Here is a 22,950-nt window from a genome sequence, read left to right on the forward strand (position 1 = left end):
TTTTTTAGTTGATACATAGATATCTCCTGATGGAATCTTTCAAATTTAGTCAGGTGTGCCCGATTTTGCGCGGGCAAATAGTCGCGAGTCACCGCTCAATTTTGAAACAGTACCAAAGTTTCTTCGCTGGTGCGATCGCCTCTGCTAGAAGTGAGATTCACCTCGTATCGGGTTCCTGGTAAAGAAATGGTCGGCTTAAAAGCAAAGCTGAATTTACCTTGTTCATCCGCCCGAATTGTGCGTTCGAGGATATTTCGTTCAACTCCAAATAAACCTGCCACAGAAGAGGTAGCCTGAACGTTGACATTAACTGTCGCATTTGGGGCGCTGCGTCCTTCCACTTCAACCGTCCCGCTGACGCGAGCATTTTCTTCGGGAGTGATAATTTCTAGCGGGATTTCGGCAGTGTTGGAACTGCCATCATCGCCAGCAATTAGTTCTCGATCTAAACGGGAACGAATAACTTGATTTCCCGACTGCAAACTAGCAGTAACCGCCGCACCTGCAGGGGGGAAATAATCTTGGCTGCGGATCGTATATTCCCCTGTGTAAACGCCGTTGGATTCTTCCCGCATGGGAATGTTATAAGCAACTCCTTCAATGGAGAAATTAGCTGTAGCGTTGGGAGTGCCGAGCAATTTGAAATTGAGCGTGGTTCCCGGCTCTAACTGCGGTACGGATTGAGCAGTGAAGCGGTTAATAGACAAAGATTGAAAGCGGCGATCGCTATAACCAGCTACTAGAGGTTGTTGCAAGCGGGTGCTGCTGATGCGATCGCCTTGTTGCAAATTTGCCCGCACAACTGTATTTTCGGAAATACGATCGCCCTCGCGAATCATGTAGTTTGCCTCGTAAACTCCGGGTTGAACCTCCCGCATCGGCAGATTTTGCACTGCATTTGGGATAGTCAAGGTAGCTCTAGAATACGGGGTTCCTCGCAGCACGAAAAAGAGTTGAGTTCCCGGATCTAATCGCTGTACTGGATACGCGGTAAAACTGTCTATATCCGAGCCGACTACTCTTCGTTGAGCTACTTGGATAGAGGGTTTGGCGCTAGCTAGGGCAATTTCCGGTAAATAAATGGTTGAACCCAACAGAACCAGTCCAATTGCCGTTGAAAATGATTTTATTTTCATAAAATCCTCCTAAATCGCAACAACCAACCTCTTGCAGTAATGTGAAAAGAAAATTTAAATTATTAAAAATTTACTTTGGCTCAAGGTCGATTGTCTGTGTTCTACGTTCTACATTCTTTCAAAATGTTGCTTATATATCCATTTAACCTCAAGTCTCCAAAGCTTGCCATCTGTCGGAGGCAATAAGAAAATATCTATCTGATGAAAGATGATTGAAGAAAAAATGATAATATTCCTTTCAGTTCAGTTAAGTGCGATCGCTCGGACTATTGGCGATAGATGCTTGATTCCCCACTGTCGCACTGGGGCGCATCCATTCTTGCAACGTCCATAAGCCCGTTATGGCAGCTATTGCAGCTCCCAAACTATCCATAATTAAATCAATAATCGTATCATCCAGACTCTCAATCACTTCGGTTGAGAGAACAATACCAGCCGTCCACTCGGCAACTTCCCACAAAGCACCAATCGCAATCCCAAAACTGGTTATTGTTAGCAAGTACAGCAGTTTATGGTTGCGAAAAATAGTCAGCATTGAACTGTATGCTAAAAAACTCAATGCTAAAGTCACGGCAAAAGTCGTGAAAGCATGAACAATTTCATCATAAGGTCCCGGTTGGTAAAACAGCCCCAAGACCCAGCCTCCGGCGTTGAGTAAGGCAGCAAGCACAAACAGGAAATCAAACAGCGTTGGCAAGCGATCCTCCATCACCACAAACGCCAGGGATGCTACTAAGAATAAGGCTAACCCCAAGGCATTTTGCCATTTTCCCTGACTCAGAGCAGCTATTACTGCTATTGTTAATAACGCCTGTCCTACCCAAGCTGCAACTCGATAGCCACGCCAGTTTGTAGTCATCATCACTCTCCTTCTATCTTAAGATCGCACATCCCCGACTTCTTAGAGAAATCGGGGTTCTCCATGCCCTTAATGTGGTTTATTTTAGCTCAATTTCTAGAGGTCATCTTGAGCAACTTGGGCATGGTTTAAGGCAGCCACTAAGGTAACTCCGCCTAAAATATTACCAATTAGGGTAGGTATCATGAATTTGCCAAAATATTCGGGCCACGAAACAGCTTTAATTGCCACTGCATAGAAAACTTCCACCGATCCGGCAATAATATGAGGAAATTCACCTAGCCCAACCAGGGAAGTGATGATAACAATTACCCACAGTTGGGAAGACTCAGCGGCGGGGAGAAGCCACACCATTAAAGCAATTAACCAACCCGCAAAGATTGCCCGCAATAAAGTTATCCAAAATCCTCCATCGATAACTCTTAAACCTATTTCGCCAAACGCTGTTTGAATTTCAGGCGGGAAGACTCCAACCTGTGCAACTATTGAGGCAAATATGAATGCACCTAACAAATTGCTTGCTAACACAATTCCCCATAATCGCAGCACTCGCATAAAAACTTTGGGTCTGCGATCGTTTAACAAAGGCAGAATGACAGTCAGGGTATTTTCAGTGAACAACTGCTGACGCCCCATCACCACAATGACAAAGCCGATACTGTACCCAAGGCTGACAATGATGGAACTCCAAGATTGCTGCGGTAAATTTGCTTGGAGTACACCTTGAGCCACTAGGGAAAATCCCATAGATAGTCCTGCAGCTAATCCAGACCAAGCTAGGGCTGAAACTGGACGCAACAACTCACTTTCACCCTCAATCCTAATCGTTTCGTGAATGATTAAGGCAGTGGGACGGATTCGCTCAATGATCTCTTCACGATCGCGATCGCTTAGTTCCAACTTTTGTTGACCCAGCAATTCTATTGCTTGGCTGGCTCGATCGCTATTTTGTGTCATCTCGCTCTTGTTAAATTATATGAACTTCGTAGTTCTCAGCATACAAACTAAACAATAGCGACGCGCCTAACCTGAGAATGAGCTTTGGGTTTTTCTAAAAAGTGTCTGTAGAGAAAAAATAGTTGTGCAACATCTATCTTAAGTTTGGTGATTTTAAAATTGAATGTAAAAGCAATATATCTTAAGTAAGATATTCCGCTATTTGCTTTAATTTTGCACAATCTTTGCCATACAGAGGTGTAGGGTGAAAATGTAAGAGTGGCAGTGTTAGGAGGCATCTTTGTACAAAATTAATTCCTTGAGTACAAGAAAACCTGACCCATTCAAAAATTCAACCACGAATGCGATTGTGGAGGCTTCTAGCTGGTTCGATCGCTGTAATTGGGAAGGAAAACTCCTCTCTCAAATTTGAGAACCTAGTCAAGCCTGAGTGCGATCGCATTCGTCGTGGAGATTGCCGTTTTTTTGGGACTAGCAGCAGTTTTTTTGGCTTTGCGCGTACCCTCATTTGCAATTGGCAAAGACCTGCGGTGAGTTTTACGTTGGCACAATCATGCAAGTGGCTTTGACATTCAGTTCAATGTAACGTTTTTGCTGGCGATCGCAATTGTCTTTGGTTTAATCGGGCTTTGGGGAAAAGCCACCAGCAAGCGTCGTTTTAACGAAGTGTGAAGCACCGGAATATGAAAATCCACAATTTCAACCTCACCATAAATCGTGGGTAAATCGATCGGTGTTGACCAGTTACTAATCTAGTAATAACAATGAATAGAGATAGCGATGATCGCAGTTCTTCTGCACAAATAACTAACCAACAGGGTGAAAATACAAATCAACAAATCCCGCAGCCACCAGAGGGTTGGGATCGCTTTAAATGGTTGGGGCCGAGTTTTTTATGGATGCTGTCGGCTGCTGGTTCTGGTGAGTTACTATTTACACCTCGAATTGCAGCACTTTACGGCTACTCGCTGTTGTGGGCGCTGCTAGCGGCTGTTATCCTCAAGTGGTTTATCAACAACGAAGTCGGGCGGTTTTCGGTTTGTACGGGTGCAACAATTTTAGAAGGTTTTAAGCAAATTCCTGGACCGAAAAATTGGACGATTTGGCTGATTTTATTGCCGCAGGTGGTAGTAGCAATTTCCACAGTTGCCGGACTTGCAGGTGCCGCCGCTACAGCACTGATTCTAGTAACAGGAGGAACAGTTAAACTTTGGACGGTGATTATTATCGCTGTGACGGCAGCAATTGTGTTCATGGGGCAGTATAAAGTTGTTGAAAAAATTTCCTCAATTATCGGCATCGGCCGCACGTTGGCCGTGGTAGCCGCGGCGATTTTTGTTTTTCCCAACCTTCGACAATTCGCAGCGGGGTTAGTACCTCAAATTCCCCAAAACGTGCAATATCAAGAAATCCTACCTTGGCTGGGTTTTATGCTAGCAGGGGCAGCAGGATTGATGTGGTATTCCTATTGGGTGGAAGCCAGAGGATACGGTGCTGCTTCCCTCAAACAAGAACAACCCCTTGATTTTGATCAAATCAGCCACGAACAAGTAAAAAGGTTGCAGGGTTGGGTGACTTTAATGAGTTTCTCCAACACCTTAGCAGTCGTGGGTGCGCTGTTAGCGGCACTCGCTTTTTTGATTCTCGGTGGCGAGTTGTTGCGTCCCCAAGGATTAGTGCCAAAAGAACAACAAGTAGCAGAAATTTTGGGTAGTTTGCTAGGCAACCTTTGGGGGCCATTTGGCTTTTGGTTTATGGTGGCAATTGTTTTTATTACTTTTTGTAGCACCACGCTTTCAGTCCAAGATGGCTTTGGGCGGATGTTTGCCGATGGCACGCAAATTTTACTGCAAGGATTTGGCGTGCAGGGTCGCTGGACGAATGAAAAATTTTTGCAGCGATTTTATATTATAGTGCTGTTAGCTGCGTTACCCATTGCGATTTATCTGATTTTCGGCGAACCCGTTTCCTTGTTACAAATGGCTGGAGGCATTGAAGCAGCTCACATTCCCATTGTGACTGGATTAACGCTTTATGTGAATCATCGAATGCTGCCCAAGGAATTGCGACCCTCGAAGTTTATCTGGGGTGGAACGGTAATTGCAGGGATCTTTTTTGCCTGCTTTGCAGTTATCTATCTTTTACAACTGACCGGGATAATTGGCACGAGTGGAGGAGGAAGTTAAACAGTGTTTTTCTCAGATATTACAGCATTCGTGCCGGATCTGTAGGGGCGGGTTCACCAATAGTCTTAAAGCTTGCAAACAGGTTAAATAAACCCGCCCGACTCCACGAAAAATCCCATTATTGACATTGGTGCAATATCTCAGTTTTTACACTTTACCTGTTTGGGAACTATTTCCCAAAATTGGGAAAATCGCAACTATCAAGTTGCTGTTGTTAGTTAACCTTCACTTTCAAATTGTTATGACTCTCGCAACCAAACCTTTATCTAACTATATCGCCGTCGTGTTTGACTTCGACGATACCCTTGTCCCGGATACCGTCGATAGTCTGTTAGAAAGTCTCAATATTGATGCCCTCGCCTTTCGTCGCGAGCGAATTCAACCTTTAATTGATAGCGGTTGGGACAATATTCTAGCCAGATTTTACGCAATTATCGAGGAATCTAAGCGTCAAGGGAACAAAATAACCCAGGAATATATAGCAAATTTTGGGAAAAAATTAGCGCCCTTTGATGGCGTTGCAGAAATGTTCGATCGCCTACGCCAAAGCGCTTATGCAATCAACCCCAAAGTGGAAGTTGAATTTTATATAATTAGCTGCGGCATGGTGGAAATTGCCCGTAATAATTGCATCGCCCCCAAGTTTAAGGCGATGTGGGGTTGCGAGTTCCATTATGGTAAAGAGGGCGAGATTGAGTTTGTCAAAAAAATTGTAACTCACACGGAAAAAACTCGCTATTTGTTTCAACTTGCCAAAGGCGTTGACAACAATCCAAAAGACGATGGCAAAACATTTGTTTATCGGGATGTTCCGGCGGAAGAATTGCACATCCCGCTAACACAAGTCATTTATGTGGGTGATGGGGCATCAGATATTCCTTGTTTTTCGCTTTTGAATGAACAACAGGGAATAACGATTGGGGTTTATAAAGATAGTACCGCACAAGATTGGAGCCAGGAAATAGAAATTAGCCAAAGTCAGCGGCTGATGAATTTGGCTTCTGCAGAATACAGTGAGGATTCGGAATTGATGCGATCGCTCACTCTCGCTGTAGAAAGTTTAGCCAAAAAAATCTCCCTGCTCCAGTTAAGTGTTGGTGAATAGAGAGGCTTTTGTTGTGGGTTTAGGAAAGTGGATCGGTTTTTTTGCTTTGGTAGCCTCGCTCTATATTTTGTGGAAAATTAGAACGATTGTTTTACTGTTTTTTACCGCCGTAATTTTAGCGATCGCTCTCAACCGTTTAGTGCGAAGATTGCAGCAGTCGGGTGCGAAGCGGGGAGTGGCGATCGCCTTAGCAGCGGCGATTCTAGTCACAGCGAGCGCTGTCTTGCTAACTCTCATCGTAACGCGCCTGAGCAATCAATTTCAAGAGTTGTCCGAACTCGTCCCGCTAGGAATAGAACAACTGCGACTTTGGAGCAATTGGTTGCAAGCAAGATTACCCGGACAAATAGTTGATAACCTTCCCAGTATTGACGATTTAACCCAAGAAATTAAAACGCTTTTTCGGTGGACAAGTTCGCATATTTATCTGTGGTTTTCCAACTATCTAACCTTGATTATCAATACCTTATTAATTACCGTTTTGACAATCATGCTTCTGGTAAATCCGATGCCATACCGCCACGCAATTATCAGCCTTTTTCCGGCTTTTTACCGTCAGCGAGCCGATGAAATTCTCTCAAAATGCGAAGAGGGTTTAATGGGTTGGTTGGCCGGCGTTGCATTAAGCATGAGTTTTATTGGTATTACGAGCATTATTGGTTTGTTGGTTTTGCAAGTTCCCCTGCCTTTTGTGAACGGGCTTCTGGCATTCATATTAGCCTTAATTCCCTATATGGGCGCAATTTTAAGCGTAATTCCACCGTTGCTGCTGGCTTTATTAGATTCGCCTTCAAAAGCAGGCGCGGTGTTGTTGCTTTATTTCCTAATTCAACAAATTGAAGGCAACTTGGTCACACCTATCATTATGGAAAAGCAGGTATCTCTGCTTCCCGCTTACACCTTAGCTCTCGTGACAGCATTCGGATTTTTCTTTGGTTTTTTGGGATTATTTTTAGCGCTACCAATTCTAATTGTTATTCAAATTTGGGTTAAAGAAGTTTTAATCAAAGATATACTAGACCGCTGGCAGACTCCTCCATCATGGAAGCCATCTCATAGCCCCTAAAGCTATATTTGTCAAGCCCAATAAATGTGAAATTTATTACTCAATCAACCGATGAGACTCCCGCTCAAGACAGATTTTAAAAAAATCTAAACAAGCTAATCTTTAAATTAATAAATAATCACATAAATTATCTGTTTAAGAACTCAGTTAGCTGGACAGGAATGCACTATTGGGTATGGCAGCAGTCGTTAACAACTAAATTGTCAAAAAATATGAAACGGGACAACTCACCCACCGACAGCATTAAAGACTCAATTGGACAGGCAGCTTCTCATCCCTGGTTTGAGCGACTGGCAAGATTGGGATATGCTTCCAAAGGCTTAGTTTACTTTATTGTCGGTTTTTTAGCAGCACAAGCCGTCTTCAGTATGGGCGGCCGGACAACCGATACTAGCGGTGCATTATCAGAAATTGTTAACCAACCCTTCGGTAAATTTCTGCTATTTCTTGTAACGATTGGCATTATTGGTTATGCCCTTTTGCGTATCGTTCAGGCAATTCTCGACCCAGAAAACCAAGGACAGAAAATGGATGCCAAGCGAATTGCCCAACGCATTGGCTACGCCTTAAGTGCTTTAGCTTACGCAGGTTTAGCTTTAACGGCTGTAAAACTGATAATGGGTTCAGGCGGCGGCGGTAAGAGCGATACAACCGAAGATTTGACAGCCCAAATTTTAGCGCAACCGTTTGGAGAATGGCTGGTAGGATTGGCAGGCTCAATTGTTATTGGTGTCGGTTTTTCTTATTTCTACCAAGCATATAAAGCCAAATTTCGCCGCCATTTCAAGCTAAATGAAATGAGCCAAACCGAGCAAACTTGGGCGACACGGTTGGGTCGATTCGGAATTGCTGCCCGTGGAGTTGTTTTCGTTATAATCGGTTTTTTCTTAATTCAAGCAGCAAGGCTATCGGATGCCAGTCAAACGAAAGGATTGGGCGATGTGTTGGGAATTGTGGCACAACAGCCTTTTAGTCCAGTGATTTTGGCTCTAGTACCTTTGGGTTTAATTGCCTATGGCATCTACTCGGTAATTGAAGCTCGCTATCGGCGAATTTTCGGTTCATAAGCTTGCCCGTTATGCAGAAAGTTATGAATTTTGAGTACAACAATTTTTTTGAATTAAAAACTTATCTAACTCAAAGCTCAAAACTTTTACAAGGCGTCCTGATTAAATCACCTGCTTTTAAGTCTGGATATTTTAACTCAAAACTCAGGGCGGGCACTCTTGGCACCGCCCTGTACTCAAAACTCAGGGCGGGCACTCTTGGCACCGCCCCTACTGTACTCAAAACTCCTAAAAACTTATGGCAAAAATTGGTTATCATGCTTCCCACGAACAGTTTAAGCCCAGCGAACTGCTGAAATATGTCCAAATGGCAGAACAAGCTGGCTTTACCCATGCCCTTTCTTCCGATCACTTTCATCCTTGGAGTGAAGCGCAAGGACAAAGTGGTTTTGCTTGGTCTTGGTTGGGTGCAGCAATGCAAGCAACGGCGAGGCTTTCCTATCGGGTTGTTTGCGCTCCCGGACAGCGGTATCATCCGGCTATTATTGCCCAAGCTGCGGCAACGTTGGGAGAAATGTTTCCCAATCGTTTTTGGCTAACGGTTGGCAGCGGTCAAGCGTTGAACGAACATATTACTGGGGATAAGTGGCCTACTAAGAGCGATCGCAACGCGCGCCTCAAAGAATGTGTCGATATTATCCGCGCCCTTTGGGCAGGAGAAACCGTCACCCATCGCGGTTTAGTGTGCGTAGAAGATGCAAAACTCTATACCCGCCCGGAAATTCTCCCATTAATTATCGGCGCCGCAGTTACGCCAGAAACCGCAGAATGGGTGGGCAGTTGGGCAGATGGATTAATTACTACTTCTCGCCCACCTGAAAAGTTAAAAAAAGTCGTCGATGCGTTTCGTCGCGGTGGCGGAGAAGGGAAACCAATGATTTTGAAAGTGCAGCTTTCCTATAACAGTAATGCAGAGAAAGCACTACAAGGCGCTCATCATCAATGGCGTAGTAATATCTTCAAAAGTAAAATGCTGACAGAACTGATAACACCCGATCAATTTGATGCGGCCGGGGAGTTTGTGCAACCAGAGGAGTTATATCAACACGTCCGCATTTCGGCAGACCAAGAGCAGCATATTGAGTGGTTGCAACAAGATATGGAATTGGGGTTTGATGAACTAATTTTGCACAACGTTAACCGATCGCAAGAGCAGTTTATTGAGGCGTTTGGCGAAAAAGTAGTGCCAGTGCTGACAAAAACTTGATGTTGGCATCTACCTAATTCAAGACTTTGAATTCTGATTTAATAATTGCTGAATCTCAGCCCGCAAGGCAGCAATTTCCGTTTGAAGTGCTGCAATTGATTTCGCTCCTGCTAATTCTGCCTCGTCATCCTCTGCATCGCGACCAATAAAAAATGTGGCGATGGTCGCAGTTACATAACCAAAAACCGCAAACGCATAGAGTGCCAGAACAAGGCAAAGTATGCGACCTTCTGGCGTTTTGGGCCAATATTCCGAACCCATTGTCATCATTAGCATTGCCGTCCACCATAACGCTGTGCCGTAATTATTTAACCCGGAGGAACCATCGGCGACATCTTTTTCAAAAGCATACATCCCTGCTGCACCTACCAAGGTAATAATTATCGTTAGTCCTACGACATAACCAAATCCGCGACGGCTAACACTCGCAGCTAATGCCCGCATCCCTCGATTCGTACCAGTCATAACTCGCAACAACTGCAAACTTCGCACAGCCCGTGCTGTTTTGAATGCTCGCACCACTCGTACAATCCTCAAGGTACGCAAAGCAGGCAACAGCAGAGAAAAAGCCGTTATCCAATGGCTTTTAATATAGGAAATTTTGCGCGGAGCTAAGGCAAATTTAACTAGAAAATCGGCAATAAAGATAATCCAAATAGTAGTGCTAACGACTTCTAGCAGTGGATTTAATCCCCAAGTTAATTCAATAATAAATAGGGCTAGCCACACAAATGCCAGCACCAGCATGGGAGCTTCCAGCCAATCTTCTAGCTGTTGCAAAATTTCGCCTTGCTCTTGTTCTATGGCTTGTTTTTTGGCTAGGTTGGGGTTGTTCATCTACCTACCAAATCATTAAAAGTTTGTCTTTTACGCTGCATTTTAGTATAAGGTTTCGCCAATGGCACAGCAGTAAACCAGTGGGCTATTATTGACACGCAAATAATTAGGCTACCAATGACCCAAGCTGACTCTAACCCCGTTTTACGTAGCGCCAGCATGGCATAGAAAATCGCTGCCACACCCATTGAACCAAACCATCCTAAAAACAAAGTATCCTGCCAGCTTTTTAGCTGACCCAGCTCATGTGGGCGAAGACAGCGCAACTAACTACAAACCCTTGTTAAATTCATTCGCACTCTAACGCCCTTCCCTCTTCACGTCCAACTCTTCACGACGCAGTGTTTCCCTTGCCTCAACAATCTCCGTTTCAACTTCTTTCCTGATGTTAACTTCTTCGCGGACGAAAGCTTCTTTTTTGATATCAGCCGTTTCTTCGTAAACTTCCATACGCATCACCTTTTCCTGCTGGAAGGGAGTATCTCGATTTACTGGCGCACCTGCCTTTTCTGGAGTTATACTCTCAATTACAACTCGCTCTTTTTCTGTAGGAACGGAAACTCGTGCCGTTTCGGTTTCAACTCGCTTGCCAATTGCTACCTCGCCAGCTTTGTGACGGCTTTTTTCTGCAACCAGTCGTTCTTCGTAGAGTCGGAACTTGTGATGCTCGCGATCGTTCATCTGATACAATTGAGGCTCTTGTTCGTAAGTGTATGTGTTGCGGTCATAACCAGCAGCCTTAGCTTGGTTAGAGACAGAACGCGGCATAGAAACTGGTGCAGATGCTTGTACAGGCAATGAGGTTTCTAAAGGCAATGATGCTTCTACAGGTGCAGACCCTTCTACAGTTCGAGTACGATAAACACCCCGCACTTGTTCTTCATAATCGTAATCAACCACCATCCCATCCTCATACCTGGGTAGTCTTTCTGCTTGGTCTTTACTCCTCAAACCCGTCGCGTAGATGCGTTCTGCATCAACCTCAACTCGACAAAGTGCAACTGGAACTAATACCTTCTTGCCAAATATCCAGAAACCCGTGTCAACCACAAAATATCGGAAACGTCCTGTCTCATCAACTAGCGCTGTATCAATTGAGCCAATCTTCTCATCTGTATTTCCAGCATAGATATCCAGACCTTTGATATCTTCGCCATTAAAAGCAGCTTCGCGGTAGTTGGGATTAAAATCTTCAATTTTGTAAAGTAACATACCAGTCCTTCCTTTTCTATCTATATCAACTTATGACCCCATTTTAGATATATCTCAAATTTGATGCTTCCTTCTTATGAAGGATTAAGTGAAACAAAATAGTAGGATGACTATATTTATTTTAAACTTTTTCTGTCTTTGGATAGATGACTTTTTAATTTTTCATCCACCTTCCGCACCCTCAAGTTTCACAATCGGTTTCTAACTATTTTTATAGAAAAATACTTTTAGAAATTAGACTTTGATACTGTACATTAACGGAGCAAAAAAATATATAGCAACCCTAAATTATTCGCGTAATTATTGTAGGGGCAATCCGACCCCTACTCCCCGTGGTTGCCCCGATAGATAGGGGGTAGGCACGGGGAGTAGGGGTAGCACTACCCTACAAATTTACATGAATGATTTAGGATTGCTATATACATAATTTATTACTTTAAAAATAGACTTTTAGGTGAGATATTTGGGGCAAACACATTTGAAAAACTTTGCCTTGATTATGCTACACCCTATGTTTAAAATCATTATGAATATATGCCCGGTCGCCTCTTTAGCAAGCAATTTGTCCTAACTAATGACTAATGAGTAATGACTAATGAGTAATGAGTAATGACTAATGACTAATGAGTAATGACTAATGAGTAATGACTAATGGCTAATGACTGATGACTAATGACTAATAAAAACAAATTCCCCGGCCTAACCAGGGAAGGAAAGATATTAAAAAAAGTAATGTTGTTTTAATAAATTGAATTTGCCAATAAGCGGCGATAAATTAGTAGCAGCCCTTGTTGAGTTGAGAGCGGACGCCGGGGCGGGCTGTCCTGTGTAGATGCCGCACCCGATCGCATTTTCCAGTCTCAAGAAAACAGTTGCATTCATATTTGAGTACCACTTAAGCTTGGTTGCTGTTGCGAGTCTGGCTAGCCAGCTCCAACAGTTGCGCCCAGCGTTTTTGGACTTGTTTGGGAGTGCATTTGATCGCGGTGGCGATCGCCTTGTCGCTTTCTTGATTCCGCTTCATTTCTAACAATTGCTGCATTTCCGGCGACAGTTGAGCGCGAAAAGCTTCCCATTTGTCCGAAGTCATTCCCAGCTTTTGATCGACATCAGCACCCAGCCATTCGTGGACGAGTTTCCAATTTTGAGTGCGGGCAAATTTTTCGACGTGGTACTTAAACCGTTGTTGCAAGTAGTCGCGCTGGCGGGAAGACAAACCGAGCACGCGGTCAATTTCCGAAGCCGAAAGGTCTTGCAATTTTAAAGTTAAGTAATTCACGCATTCTGGCTGATTTTGCGATTCCAGATAGGCGATCAATTCCGAGACTACTCGATCGCGCAGCACAGCATCAGCAGGATCGACAGTTTCCGATACCATTTGCTCGCGCACTTGTTGCAGCGCCGGAGAGCGGCTGTAAATTTCCGCATCTTCTCCCTTGCCGGATTCTACAGCCATTTCAATGTCGATCGCAGTTTCGGGAGGCTGGCCCTTGGCAAATCCTTGAGCGCGCAACACGATCAGGCGTTGGCGGTTGCGGCCGGGCAAACCGATTTGGCGCTTGGCGTAGTGTTCGGTAAAAGCCATGTACTCAGCCAATTCTAGCTGCGTGCGGGGCTGGTAGGTGACATCGAGTTGATGTTCGCGACGGAAAGCTCGCAGAGATTCGATGTAAAAGCCTTGCAAAAAGTCTTCAATCATGTTGTAGCGAGCTTGGAAGTTCAAGTTCGATCGGAAAGAAGCAACATGGCGGTAAATCATCGCCGCGAGGTGAGAATGCAGTTCGACGCGGCCTTGTTTGGAACCGAGGCGGTAGTATTGCAGGGTTTTTTGCAACCGGTGCTCGGCCAAGGTGATTTGCCAAGCTTCAACTTCGCCGGAAATTTGGATGCGATCGCTTTTTTGGCAAATCCGTTCAACTTCCTTAGCAATCCGCATCGCCACTGCTTGAGCGCTGCGGCTGGCAGTTTTCATTTCCCCTTGCAATTCTTTGAGGGCGAAGTCAGCCAAAGCGAGGATATCGATGCTGGGAACAGTATTGATTTCGGCGTTTGGTTCGCTGGAGGTAGCCGGAATGCAGTTGAAGCCAGAAGCGGTGTTGCAGTTGACGGTGGTGGCAGTTTTGGCAGTCATGGCATTTATCGGGTGGTAGGGCACAGCGGGTGTGCGAGGACATTTGTCAGAGTGTGAGGCGGCAGTTGCTGGCGGTTTCGCTTGCTGTGCTGATTCAACTCTCTATACATTGAATGTTACGGAAGTAGAGATAACCGTAGTTATGCCAGTGTTCCACTCTCTCATGCAACAGTTTTTGGCTGCTGAATCTGATTCTAATCGCTGGCTGTGGAAGATTGGTTTTATTGCCGTTAAAGCCTTACTTTACAAGCATTCTGAGCTGTTATGTGCGTGGGGCGATCGCCAGGAAAACTGAGGGTGCTGCCAGGCCGCTGAGTGGACAATCTAATAACTGGCTATTTGAGGGGGTTTTGGCCGTTAGAGATTGTGGAATCGAGACTTGGCAGAGTGTAGCTATCTGCAATGTCTTCAGAACCTACGCAACAGCAGTTAGGAAACCCGGTTAATCTGAAAATTTGATCTTATCCAAGAAGGCAGGTCGATCGACCGAAGCCAGATTTCTAGCTCCAAAGCGAGGCTGGAAGCGATGTATTTTATTAAATAAGCCTGGTTGCTTTGATGGCCGCGGGTAAGTCCTTACAGAAGTTTAGACCGCCAAATTGACAACAGCGATGCGGAGTCGATTGAATTAAATATTAAAGGTGATCAATCCTTTCAAGTTGAAATATGCAATTTAAATGCACGACAGGTTTTCTAGAATATCGGGTGGTGGCATAAAAACTTGTACCTGATGCCCCTCAACAATCTCAGTACCTATGAGCTGCGAACACACAGATCGTAAAGACTTCCAAAGCATTGTCTCCTCGTAATGTTCTAATTCTGCTGGAATGTGATCTAGCAGCGTCTTAGAGCAGACCACAATCAGTTGTTTCTGAGCCCGAGAAAAAGCCACATTAGACCGATTGAGGTCTAAGATAAATTCCACATTTTTACTGATTGCTGAGGGGTCGCTGGCTGTTGCCGACACAATTATATAAGGTCGCTCGTCACCTTGCAAGCTTTCAACAGTATCAATTACATCGATGAGGTCGCGGGAGTCATTCAAATAATTTTTAAGCAGTGTTCGCTGCGCTCGGTGTGGAGTGACAATAGCAACAGATTTGTTTTCTATTGCTCTGTTAGTTTTCGCAGCCTCAATAATTTTCTTAATAATTCGCACCTCAAGCAGATTGCTGCGTTTTGACTGACGCTCAGAATGAAGAACAAGAAGTAAGCCACCTAGCTCCTCCTGTAAAAGACTATTTGAATCCAGCGACCTTCCTTTTAGTTCAATATTATCCATTCTGTAAATACGGGAAATTAAGCCACAAATCAGAGGTGGCAAACGGAAAGTAAAACTCAACGCAGAACTCAGAATAGCTGAATCAGTAACTCCTGTAATTTTAATATTTTTAACTGCCTCAAAGGCACTCACATAAGGTTTGTAAAGTTGAATGGGCGGACGGTCTTCCTGCTCCCAATTATGAGCAACAATTGGTGATAGCTGTCGATGATCTCCGGCAAGCATGATTTCCCCGTCAATTTTTACTAATGTAGCCACTGACAAAAAGTGCGGGAACACCATCATGCTTGCTTCATCAACGATTAGTATAGGTACTTGGATAGCTTTAATTTCCAGCGATAATTTCAAAAGAGCGCTGGTTGTACCGCCGATGACCAAGACAGCATTTGAGCGCATTTGATTTACTCTTGTCGCATCCCCCTTAGATCGAAAACATTCAACATTTTTTTCAAAAAAAGACTCATCCTCTTTAGGGTCAACTCGGCTAAGTTTTATTGGCGGTACTGTTAATCCTAATTGATCGGCTTGTTGCTGAAGGATTGGCAAGAGGCTATCGAGGCGCAAAAGCAAGTTGTTTACAGCGGTATGGGTAGGTGCTGCTATGAGAACGATATCTCCGATCGAACAACGCGCCAAAATTCTTAAAAAAGTAGCGATCGCAGTTGTCTGGGTCTTGCCAGTTCCTGGAGGCCCCTGTAAAAGTTGAATTCTAGCGGTTAAGCCGCTGACAGCAGCAGCTACTTGATCGGTAGCCAATTTCTGTCCGTTAGGCAATGTCAAGGACTCCAGTAGATTCTGATATTGTTCTAGCTTCTGTGCTGCTAGAGCCTGTTGTGGAGGAATCTGAGGACGCTCAGGATCGAACCACTGACATACATGATTTCCGAAACCACTTATTAGTCTGTCGTCAACCTTTCCGGCTACAAAATCAGAAGGACTTTCATCTAAAGTAGCATAGGAAAAAATCTCTTCCTCTTGCTTATAAAACCGACCGGGGAGTTGATAGCGGTCTTGTTTATTTGTTTGTCTTACTGAAAGCTCAATCTGTCGAGTCTCCCAGTCAATATTATCCACAACACACGTACTTCCACCGCGTAGAAGTTGACCGAATGTTTGACCGCGATGTGGAGCGTTAAAACAAGGGCTAATCCTTACAAAGTTGCCTTTTTCGATCGTGCAGTTAGTCTCCAAAACTTCATAGTTAATACCATACCGATCAAGGTTGATAGTGGCTGTCAGCCTATTGTGGCCGTGCGAGACAACATCACTAATAGGAATAGTGCGCCCTAGAGGGACGCGATAGACAGGCGGGACTAGGTGAGTAGCAATCCAGTTTGTCACTTTAACGTGCTGATCCAGTCGGAGATAGTCAATCCCCGCCTGAGCGGCATTATCTACCCCAAGCGTGAATTCCAGTAAATCAGCGATGACAAGAGATGGTTTTACTATCTCTGGGTTCTTGAAACGAATGCTTTCTTCAACCCACCGCAGCGCGTGTACGCGGGCACGAAAATAATCCTTGAGATAGTTAGGTTTCCGGGCGCTGTTGTAGCGCTCAATTGCCTTAGCAATTGCGGGCGATAGATTTGGGTCTTTTGGATCTGGCAATTTTCGCCAGTAAGCCCGCCAGTAGGGTGCGGTTAAGGAATCATAAAAGCGACTGCGGATTTCAAACTTGTGCCTGCTGACTTGCTCAGAATCTCGATCGGCCCACTGCCCCTGAGCATCTAAATCCAAATCAGTCTTAAAATCGAAAATATCCTGTGTAAAAGCTTGCTCTAGATCGACCTCGGCACCAGACACCCGCCGCCGCCAGTGATAACGCCTCCCAAACCACGATAGAGAAGTAACGACAGCTAAGCCTCTCCCTGTCCATCCCAAAGCAAAACGCCGATCGACTTCATCGTGCAAGCAAGAGTAGATGAGTTGCTCTAAACTTTCACGGCATCCTAGAAGTTCTCGGAGGTTGGCGAGCAACTGCGAGCTGACGCGGGAGCATCCTTCCAGCAACTGATCCATCTCCGATCGAGACCAGACATAAAAGTGAATGGGAGCCGTTTCGGTCTCGGCTACTTCATCAATAGCCTCAACCAGCTTCATTAGAAACCCTTGAATTAGCTGTTTCTCAGCCCCTGTGTCTTCTCTGTATTCCCCCGTCCACGGAGAGGTTTGAAACTCAATAACTTCTTTACTTTGCAGAGAACGCTCTTCATAGACTGGGCGATTATTTCGATCGCGCTCTACCTCCCACCGTTCCTTGACTGTGGGGTCTGGCTGCCAGTGTCCATTTACCTGCGTGAAGCTTGTATGTAATTGTCCCTCGCTCTTGGTCACATGAGCTGCAAGCGCTCCAATCCTGTTTTCTACATAGTCGTAATCCACAGAAAGGTAAACGCGAATCAGCCGTTCAGCATTAATTATGTGTTCTGGAAGTTGACCTTGACCTGCATAAGGTAGGGGCATTACTTCATAGGAATCTGGCTTGATATTTCTGCCTGGAAGTGTACGCCTGCGAGTTTTTGCTTTTAACTGGATAAGTTCTAGGTTATCGCTAAAGCTTGGATCTTGCCGCACTTGAACTGCCTGCTGTCCGTCTAAGTCAAGTTCAGCCAAGTCATCGATTTTATCAATCCCGGCCTCTCGCAAGACTCGTACTGCTGATGGATCTAAGCCTATTAGTTCAAGGCGACGCAATCTGGCGCTTTCTGATAAGCAGTGAATATTAAAAACACAGCCATCACACTTAGGATCGATTTGATAGTCCAAATCAGCTAAATCAGCCTGAACTACGCGGTTTAGCGCACCCTCAGATGCCAGGAGGCGATTAATGTCCGCTTCTTCTGTATCTAGCTTAAAGGGTTTTAGATCGAGGATGAGCTGACTTTTATTTGTACTCTCATCAATCCTAGCAACCACGCACTCGATATCTTCTGGTCTGAGTTCTACGCCGCCAATAGCCACTGGACTTACCTGAATAAGCTGCCGTACTAGCATCCGGTATAGAGCAACCTGCACGCGGTGGTAGGTACGGTCTCGACGACTGGCTTTGCATTCAACAATTCGCAGCTTTGGTCGATCGGCTTCCCACAGAATTAGTACAAAGTCAATTTGGCCTTTGATCTGGAAAGCTCCCTCGTCTGCTTCAAGAGAAATTTCGCGTCCATATGCTCTTTGTCCTGAACTTATACCTTGCAATTGTGCGACAAAGGTAGTCCAGGGTGTCTTCTTTTCGTCAGCGGACTTTTGGCTGTACAAAGTGAGGTCAATGAGACCATTTTTTTGGAGAGAAGTTTCCCATTCGTTCTCCCTCAATCGCCCCGCCTCTTGGAGAACTGGATCTAACGAGTTGAAGAGGCGTTCTGCAAACGGAAGCTCTCGGGCAAGCTTTCGGTTATTATGCTCTAGCTTAAAGCGGCGATCGCAAGATTGATAATGGATGTACTCGCCGATTTCGGTAACTCGGACAGATGGTTTAGTTACTGGGGTTAACATAAATGTAAAAATAATATTTTTGTCTGAGTCTGACTGGCATAACCTATGCCGAACGACTAAATTTTAGTAATCATCTCACAATTAACTTAGGAGTTACATGACAATAATCACTTTTAATTGTGACCATACTCACGGCAACTATTTATATTATAAAGTCACAATTCACCCTGATTCTTTCTCTAATACCAAAGTCACCGGCCCGTCATTATCTATAAAGACTTGCATCATCGCTCCAAACAAGCCTGTTTCGACTTTTAAGCCGCTCTGGCGCAACTTTTCGACAAATTTATCATAAAAAATTTCGGCTCGTTCAGGAGCCGCTGCTCGGTCAAAGGAAGGTCGCCGACCTTTGCGGCAGTCCCCGTAGAGCGTAAACTGACTGACAACCAGCAACTCGCCGCCAATGTCTTGTACTGACTTGTCCCAGCGCCCGGTATCCGTGGCAGAGTCGGGAAACAAACGCAATTCCAGGCATTTGCGAGCCATCCAATCGAGTTCTGTTTCGGTGTCGGTGTCTGCAATACCTACAAGCAAGTTAAGTCCGCGGCCAATTTTGCCAATAATTCGATCGTCAATTTCGACTTGAGATGATTTTACTCGCTGGATGATGACTCGCATGGGAAATCGGTAATTGGTAATAGGTAATTACTCGTTACCAGGCTCTGGCCTGGTAACGCAGATCCAGAGGCTCTGCCTCCTATCTTCCTAAGTACCAGAGAGGCAGAGCCTCGCTTACATCGGTTCCCAGGCCAGAGCCTGGGAACCAGTAACCTTTAGTTTTTCCCAAAACCTTTGCCGCGATTGGTTGAAGGCATACAAAGACAGTTTTCGAGTTGCGATCGCAAAGTCTCGGTATCCAAACCCTGACCGATGAGAACAAGCTGGTTTTTGCGATCGCCTTTCCACTGGTCATCGTCCATCGTAAATCGCTTGCCGCTCAAGTGAAAAATATGCCGTTTGGGACTTTCTTCAAACCACATAATCCCTTTCGCGCGAAACACATTTGTTGGCATTTGTTTGTCTAAGAAATATTGAAATTTTCTCAGAGAAAACGGCTTGTCACTCAGGAAAGAAATTGAGGTAAATCCGTCATTTTCTAAATGGTCGGAGTGGTCGTGATGGCTGTGGTCGTGATGGCTGTGGTCGTGATGGTCGTGATGGCTGTGGTCGTGATGTTCGTGATGTTCGTGATGTTCGTGATGGCTGTGGTCGTGATGTTCGTGGTCGTGACTGCTAGGAGTTTCTTCAGATTGGAAATATTTGTCGGATTCAAACAATCCGACGCTGAGGACAAGCGGTAGGGGAACTTGCGATTTTACTGTTCGCAGAATTCGAGCACCTTCTTTGACATCCCGAATCTTAACTTCCAACAAATCTAAATCTGCTTCTTCAACCAAATCAGTTTTGTTGAGGATAATTATATCGCCGTAAGCTATTTGACTGTAAGCTGCTTGAGAGTTGAATAAATCTAAGCTGTAGTTGGCTGCGTCTACTACTGTAACTATCGAATCGAGACGAGTCAGGTCGCGCAGTTCTGTTCCTAAAAAAGTCATTGCTACTGGCAGCGGGTCGGCGAGTCCGGTTGTTTCGACTACCAGATAATCGAGATTTTCTTGACGTTCCAGAACTTTGTAAACTGCATTAACTAAATCTTCATTAATAGTGCAGCAAATGCAGCCGTTGTTCAGCTCAACCATGTTGTCGTCGGTGGTGACAATCAGTTCGTTGTCGATGCCGATTTCGCCAAATTCATTTACCAAAACTGCTGTTTTCAAACCCTGCTGGTTGGTCAGGATGTGGTTGAGCAGGGTTGTTTTGCCGCTGCCGAGAAATCCTGTAATGATGGTAACGGGTAAGCCGTGTTTGGGAGCGTCCATCGCCGGTTCTGTCTCGGACTGAGTTGTAGATTGCATAGCTTGAATGTCAAATAATGTCGATCGCACTTTCTTTGTGGCTCTTATTGTATCTTAATTAGGACAAGGCCTGGTAAACCCAGTTTCTCGGAGAAATGTTGGGTTTGGTGGCATGGTATCTACGCATCAACCGGGAATCAGCCCGAGAGTGCAAAATAAGTGGGCCGCTAATTATCGGCAATTGCTAACGCGATCGCACTTTTTTATTTTTTTGATAAAATTTTGTCCAGAGTACCTGTCGCAGTTTTTGCCACTAACTCCAGCAGCGACAAATTTGGGACAGACTCAAGCCCAGTGCGATCGGCCAATTCCCCCTACTCTATAGCAATCCTAAATCATTTGTGAATTTCTTACTCCCTCCCCTTACCAAGGGGAGGGTTGGGGTGGGGTAAAAAATTTACGACTCCTGCAAGGATGGCTATATAATAGTTTTAATTATTGAGCAGCCTAAAATATTTAAACCTCAACGAAAACAGGGCGGTGGCTAACAACAGCCACCGCCCTCAAGATAGTATTGCGCTATCTAAATCTGTGCTTACGCAGGAAGCAAGACTGAATCAATAATGTGGATGACACCATTATCAGCAGCAACATCGGCTGTTGTAACGGTAGAATCATTGATTTTGACACCATTGGAAGCATCAATTTTAACTTCTGAACCTTCCACTGTCTTGGCAGATTTCAGCTTGACCACATCAGCGGCCATAACTTTGCCAGAAACGACATGATAAGTCAAGATTTTTGTCAGCTTAGGAATGTCCTTAAGCAGTGCTTCTACAGTACCTGCGGGAAGCTTAGCAAAAGCTTCGTCAGTAGGCGCAAAAACAGTGAAGGGGCCAGCGCCTTTAAGAGTATCTACTAAACCAGCGGCTTGGACGGCAGCAACTAGGGTAGTAAAAGAGCCTGCCGAAACGGCGGTATCAACGATGTCAGCCAAGTGAGTCACCTAGTTTTTGTAATCTGTAAATCACTATAACGCTAAAAAGTTAATTTAGCTACAGATATTTTTTCTCGTTCAGTTTGGTTTTCTTATATAAAATAGAACATTTTTTTATATATAACTCATGTCAGTAAATACCTACCTAAAGGTAGATTATAATTTACCGATTTTACTGTATTTTAATTTAGAAATGTAATCCTAAATACATTGGTAAGCCGATCGCCCCTGCGCGCTGTTTAAACTAAACGCAGGGGCGAGACAGCATCGCCCCTGCTACGACATTTTGATTGACTTGGCAAAACATTCAACCTTCAGCGCAGCGCTAACACATTACAAAAGCCTGCCACCCCGACTGATGGCAACAGTTTGGGAAATCCCGATCTAAACTGTTAACAACCACTAACTAGCGGAAGGGTGACATGAGATACAAACTACTAGGTCACAGCGGACTTCGCGTTTCGGAAATCTGCCTCGGAACCATGACTTTTGGCGAAGATTGGGGTTGGGGCGGTTCCTACGACGAAAGCCGGAAAATGTTCGACGCCTTTGCAGAAGCGGGCGGCAATTTCATTGATACCGCGAATCTCTACACCAACGGTACTAGCGAAAAATATGTCGGTGAGTTCATCGCAGCCGATCGCGAAAAATGGGTAGTTGCCACTAAGTATAGCCTCAACATGAAGAATGGCGAAATCAATGGTTTTGGCAACCACCGCAAAAATATGGTGCAAGCAGTAGAGGCCAGTTTGAAGCGATTGCAAGTCGAATACATAGATTTGCTGTGGCTGCACGCTTGGGATTTTACCACACCCGTCGAAGAAGTAATGCGCGCTTTTGACGATTTGGTACGCGCCGGCAAAGTTCTTTACATCGGCATTTCCGATACGCCGGCTTGGATTATTTCTCAAGCAAATACGATCGCCCACCTGCGCGGTTGGACACCATTTATCGGCTTGCAAATCGAGTATTCTTTAAAAGAGCGAACTCCTGAACGGGACTTGATCCCTATGGCAAAAGCCTTTGATATTGGCGTCACAGCTTGGAGTCCCCTAGCAGGCGGTTTGCTAACAGGAAAATACAACACTTCAGAAACAGCCAGCGAAGCTAAACGGCTGAATTCACCTGAATCGGGAAAAATTAACGAACGCGACCTCAAAATAGCTGACCAAGTTAGCAAAATAGCAGCCGAAATTGGCAAACCTGCTTCTCAAGTAGCCCTAAATTGGCTGATCCAACAGCCAGTCGAAGTTATTCCAATTGTGGGTTCGCGCAAACTCTCGCAACTTCAGGAAAATCTGGCTTGTTTGGAGTTTAAATTAACCCCCGAACAAATGCAGCAGTTAGACAAAGTAAGTGCAATTGAATTGGGTTTCCCTCACGATTTCTTAAAGAGTTCGACGGTGCAAGATTTTGCCTTTGGAGGAGGAATGGCCAAAATTGACAGCCGCCGACTGTAAAGTTGCTGCTATTTTCTAGTTGCGGGTTTACGTGGATATTTGGCGTTTGATTGCAGATATCGGCGAACCCGCCCTTAGAGGGATGATTGACATTGGTGCTGTG

18 protein-coding genes are annotated in these 22,950 nt (G+C 44.8%); 7 read left to right on the plus strand and 11 right to left on the minus strand.

From position 1 onward, the window contains the following. Positions 1-95 precede the first annotated feature (95 nt). The 4 genes from QUA88_RS06735 to QUA88_RS06750 form a co-directional block, all read right to left on the minus strand. Positions 96-1,136, minus strand: coding sequence for a hypothetical protein (locus tag QUA88_RS06735; RefSeq protein WP_333211187.1), 1,041 nt, complete (start codon positions 1,134-1,136; stop codon positions 96-98). A 247-nt stretch (positions 1,137-1,383) separates the two neighbouring features. Continuing rightward, complete coding sequence (locus QUA88_RS06740; RefSeq protein WP_333270920.1) at positions 1,384-1,998, minus strand: hypothetical protein; 615 nt, start codon at positions 1,996-1,998, stop codon at positions 1,384-1,386. Between the two features lie 93 nt (positions 1,999-2,091). Beyond that, complete coding sequence (locus QUA88_RS06745) at positions 2,092-2,952, minus strand: formate/nitrite transporter family protein (protein ID WP_333259151.1); 861 nt, start codon at positions 2,950-2,952, stop codon at positions 2,092-2,094. Between the two features lie 572 nt (positions 2,953-3,524). Beyond that, the gene (locus QUA88_RS06750) at positions 3,525-3,647 is read right to left on the minus strand and encodes a hypothetical protein (RefSeq protein WP_333053750.1); all 123 of its coding nucleotides are present in this window, start codon (positions 3,645-3,647) and stop codon (positions 3,525-3,527) included. A 69-nt stretch (positions 3,648-3,716) separates the two neighbouring features. Between QUA88_RS06750 and QUA88_RS06755 the strand changes: the two genes are divergently transcribed. The 5 genes from QUA88_RS06755 to QUA88_RS06775 all read left to right on the plus strand — a co-directional run bounded on the left by QUA88_RS06755 (position 3,717) and on the right by QUA88_RS06775 (position 9,583). Further along, the gene (locus QUA88_RS06755) at positions 3,717-5,138 is read left to right on the plus strand and encodes an Nramp family divalent metal transporter (RefSeq protein ID WP_333053748.1); all 1,422 of its coding nucleotides are present in this window, start codon (positions 3,717-3,719) and stop codon (positions 5,136-5,138) included. 241 nt (positions 5,139-5,379) lie between these two features. After that, the gene (locus tag QUA88_RS06760; RefSeq protein WP_333053747.1) at positions 5,380-6,243 is read left to right on the plus strand and encodes an HAD hydrolase-like protein; all 864 of its coding nucleotides are present in this window, start codon (positions 5,380-5,382) and stop codon (positions 6,241-6,243) included. 13 nt (positions 6,244-6,256) lie between these two features. After that, positions 6,257-7,309 (plus strand): AI-2E family transporter, encoded by a 1,053-nt coding sequence (locus tag QUA88_RS06765; protein ID WP_333270925.1) that lies wholly within the window; start codon positions 6,257-6,259, stop codon positions 7,307-7,309. Positions 7,310-7,521: 212 nt separating this feature from the next. Next, positions 7,522-8,376 (plus strand): DUF1206 domain-containing protein, encoded by an 855-nt coding sequence (locus tag QUA88_RS06770; RefSeq protein ID WP_333053745.1) that lies wholly within the window; start codon positions 7,522-7,524, stop codon positions 8,374-8,376. A 238-nt stretch (positions 8,377-8,614) separates the two neighbouring features. Beyond that, the gene (locus tag QUA88_RS06775; protein ID WP_333053744.1) at positions 8,615-9,583 is read left to right on the plus strand and encodes a TIGR03885 family FMN-dependent LLM class oxidoreductase; all 969 of its coding nucleotides are present in this window, start codon (positions 8,615-8,617) and stop codon (positions 9,581-9,583) included. Positions 9,584-9,601: 18 nt separating this feature from the next. On the opposite strand, the gene QUA88_RS06780 is transcribed toward QUA88_RS06775, so the two are convergent. From QUA88_RS06780 to QUA88_RS06790, 3 genes are all read right to left on the minus strand, one after another. Beyond that, positions 9,602-10,420 carry an ion transporter gene (locus tag QUA88_RS06780; protein WP_333053743.1) on the minus strand — a complete coding sequence of 273 codons (819 nt, stop codon included), beginning with the start codon at positions 10,418-10,420 and terminating at the stop codon, positions 9,602-9,604. A 300-nt stretch (positions 10,421-10,720) separates the two neighbouring features. Next, complete coding sequence (locus QUA88_RS06785) at positions 10,721-11,632, minus strand: DUF2382 domain-containing protein (RefSeq protein WP_333270929.1); 912 nt, start codon at positions 11,630-11,632, stop codon at positions 10,721-10,723. Positions 11,633-12,527: 895 nt separating this feature from the next. After that, a complete protein-coding gene (locus QUA88_RS06790; RefSeq protein ID WP_333053741.1) occupies positions 12,528-13,763 on the minus strand; it encodes a HetZ-related protein in 1,236 nt (411 codons plus the stop codon). Positions 13,764-13,806: 43 nt separating this feature from the next. On the opposite strand from QUA88_RS06790, the gene QUA88_RS06795 reads away from it, so the two are divergent. Next, the gene (locus tag QUA88_RS06795) at positions 13,807-14,058 is read left to right on the plus strand and encodes a hypothetical protein (protein ID WP_333053739.1); all 252 of its coding nucleotides are present in this window, start codon (positions 13,807-13,809) and stop codon (positions 14,056-14,058) included. Positions 14,059-14,436: 378 nt separating this feature from the next. On the opposite strand, the gene QUA88_RS06800 is transcribed toward QUA88_RS06795, so the two are convergent. The 4 genes from QUA88_RS06800 to QUA88_RS06815 all read right to left on the minus strand — a co-directional run bounded on the left by QUA88_RS06800 (position 14,437) and on the right by QUA88_RS06815 (position 21,387). Continuing rightward, the gene (locus QUA88_RS06800) at positions 14,437-18,537 is read right to left on the minus strand and encodes an AAA domain-containing protein (RefSeq protein WP_333270933.1); all 4,101 of its coding nucleotides are present in this window, start codon (positions 18,535-18,537) and stop codon (positions 14,437-14,439) included. Positions 18,538-18,699: 162 nt separating this feature from the next. Then, positions 18,700-19,155 carry a D-aminoacyl-tRNA deacylase gene (gene dtd / locus QUA88_RS06805; RefSeq protein ID WP_333270936.1) on the minus strand — a complete coding sequence of 152 codons (456 nt, stop codon included), beginning with the start codon at positions 19,153-19,155 and terminating at the stop codon, positions 18,700-18,702. A gap of 155 nt (positions 19,156-19,310) precedes the next feature. Further along, positions 19,311-20,450, minus strand: coding sequence for a GTP-binding protein (locus QUA88_RS06810; protein WP_333270951.1), 1,140 nt, complete (start codon positions 20,448-20,450; stop codon positions 19,311-19,313). Positions 20,451-20,985: 535 nt separating this feature from the next. Further along, entirely contained in the window at positions 20,986-21,387 is a 402-nt protein-coding gene (locus tag QUA88_RS06815; RefSeq protein WP_333053794.1) for a fasciclin domain-containing protein, read from the minus strand. Between the two features lie 422 nt (positions 21,388-21,809). Here QUA88_RS06815 and QUA88_RS06820 point away from each other — a divergent pair, with 422 nt between their 5' ends. Further along, the gene (locus QUA88_RS06820; RefSeq protein ID WP_333053736.1) at positions 21,810-22,847 is read left to right on the plus strand and encodes an aldo/keto reductase; all 1,038 of its coding nucleotides are present in this window, start codon (positions 21,810-21,812) and stop codon (positions 22,845-22,847) included. Positions 22,848-22,950: the final 103 nt, after the last annotated feature.

Source organism: Microcoleus sp. D3_18_C2 (assembly GCF_036702395.1).
Classification (GTDB): domain Bacteria; phylum Cyanobacteriota; class Cyanobacteriia; order Cyanobacteriales; family Microcoleaceae; genus Microcoleus.

Coding starts and splice junctions, on each gene's coding strand:
- QUA88_RS06785 (WP_333270929.1), bottom strand. CDS start 11,632: ATGTTACTTTACAAAATTGAAGATTTTAATCCCAACTACCGCGAAGCT.
- QUA88_RS06755 (WP_333053748.1), top strand. CDS start 3,717: ATGAATAGAGATAGCGATGATCGCAGTTCTTCTGCACAAATAACTAAC.
- QUA88_RS06810 (WP_333270951.1), bottom strand. CDS start 20,450: ATGCAATCTACAACTCAGTCCGAGACAGAACCGGCGATGGACGCTCCC.
- QUA88_RS06740 (WP_333270920.1), bottom strand. CDS start 1,998: ATGATGACTACAAACTGGCGTGGCTATCGAGTTGCAGCTTGGGTAGGA.
- QUA88_RS06770 (WP_333053745.1), top strand. CDS start 7,522: ATGAAACGGGACAACTCACCCACCGACAGCATTAAAGACTCAATTGGA.
- QUA88_RS06780 (WP_333053743.1), bottom strand. CDS start 10,420: ATGAACAACCCCAACCTAGCCAAAAAACAAGCCATAGAACAAGAGCAA.
- QUA88_RS06800 (WP_333270933.1), bottom strand. CDS start 18,537: ATGTTAACCCCAGTAACTAAACCATCTGTCCGAGTTACCGAAATCGGC.
- QUA88_RS06745 (WP_333259151.1), bottom strand. CDS start 2,952: ATGACACAAAATAGCGATCGAGCCAGCCAAGCAATAGAATTGCTGGGT.
- QUA88_RS06775 (WP_333053744.1), top strand. CDS start 8,615: ATGGCAAAAATTGGTTATCATGCTTCCCACGAACAGTTTAAGCCCAGC.
- dtd (WP_333270936.1), bottom strand. CDS start 19,155: ATGCGAGTCATCATCCAGCGAGTAAAATCATCTCAAGTCGAAATTGAC.
- QUA88_RS06820 (WP_333053736.1), top strand. CDS start 21,810: ATGAGATACAAACTACTAGGTCACAGCGGACTTCGCGTTTCGGAAATC.
- QUA88_RS06790 (WP_333053741.1), bottom strand. CDS start 13,763: ATGACTGCCAAAACTGCCACCACCGTCAACTGCAACACCGCTTCTGGC.
- QUA88_RS06735 (WP_333211187.1), bottom strand. CDS start 1,136: ATGAAAATAAAATCATTTTCAACGGCAATTGGACTGGTTCTGTTGGGT.
- QUA88_RS06760 (WP_333053747.1), top strand. CDS start 5,380: ATGACTCTCGCAACCAAACCTTTATCTAACTATATCGCCGTCGTGTTT.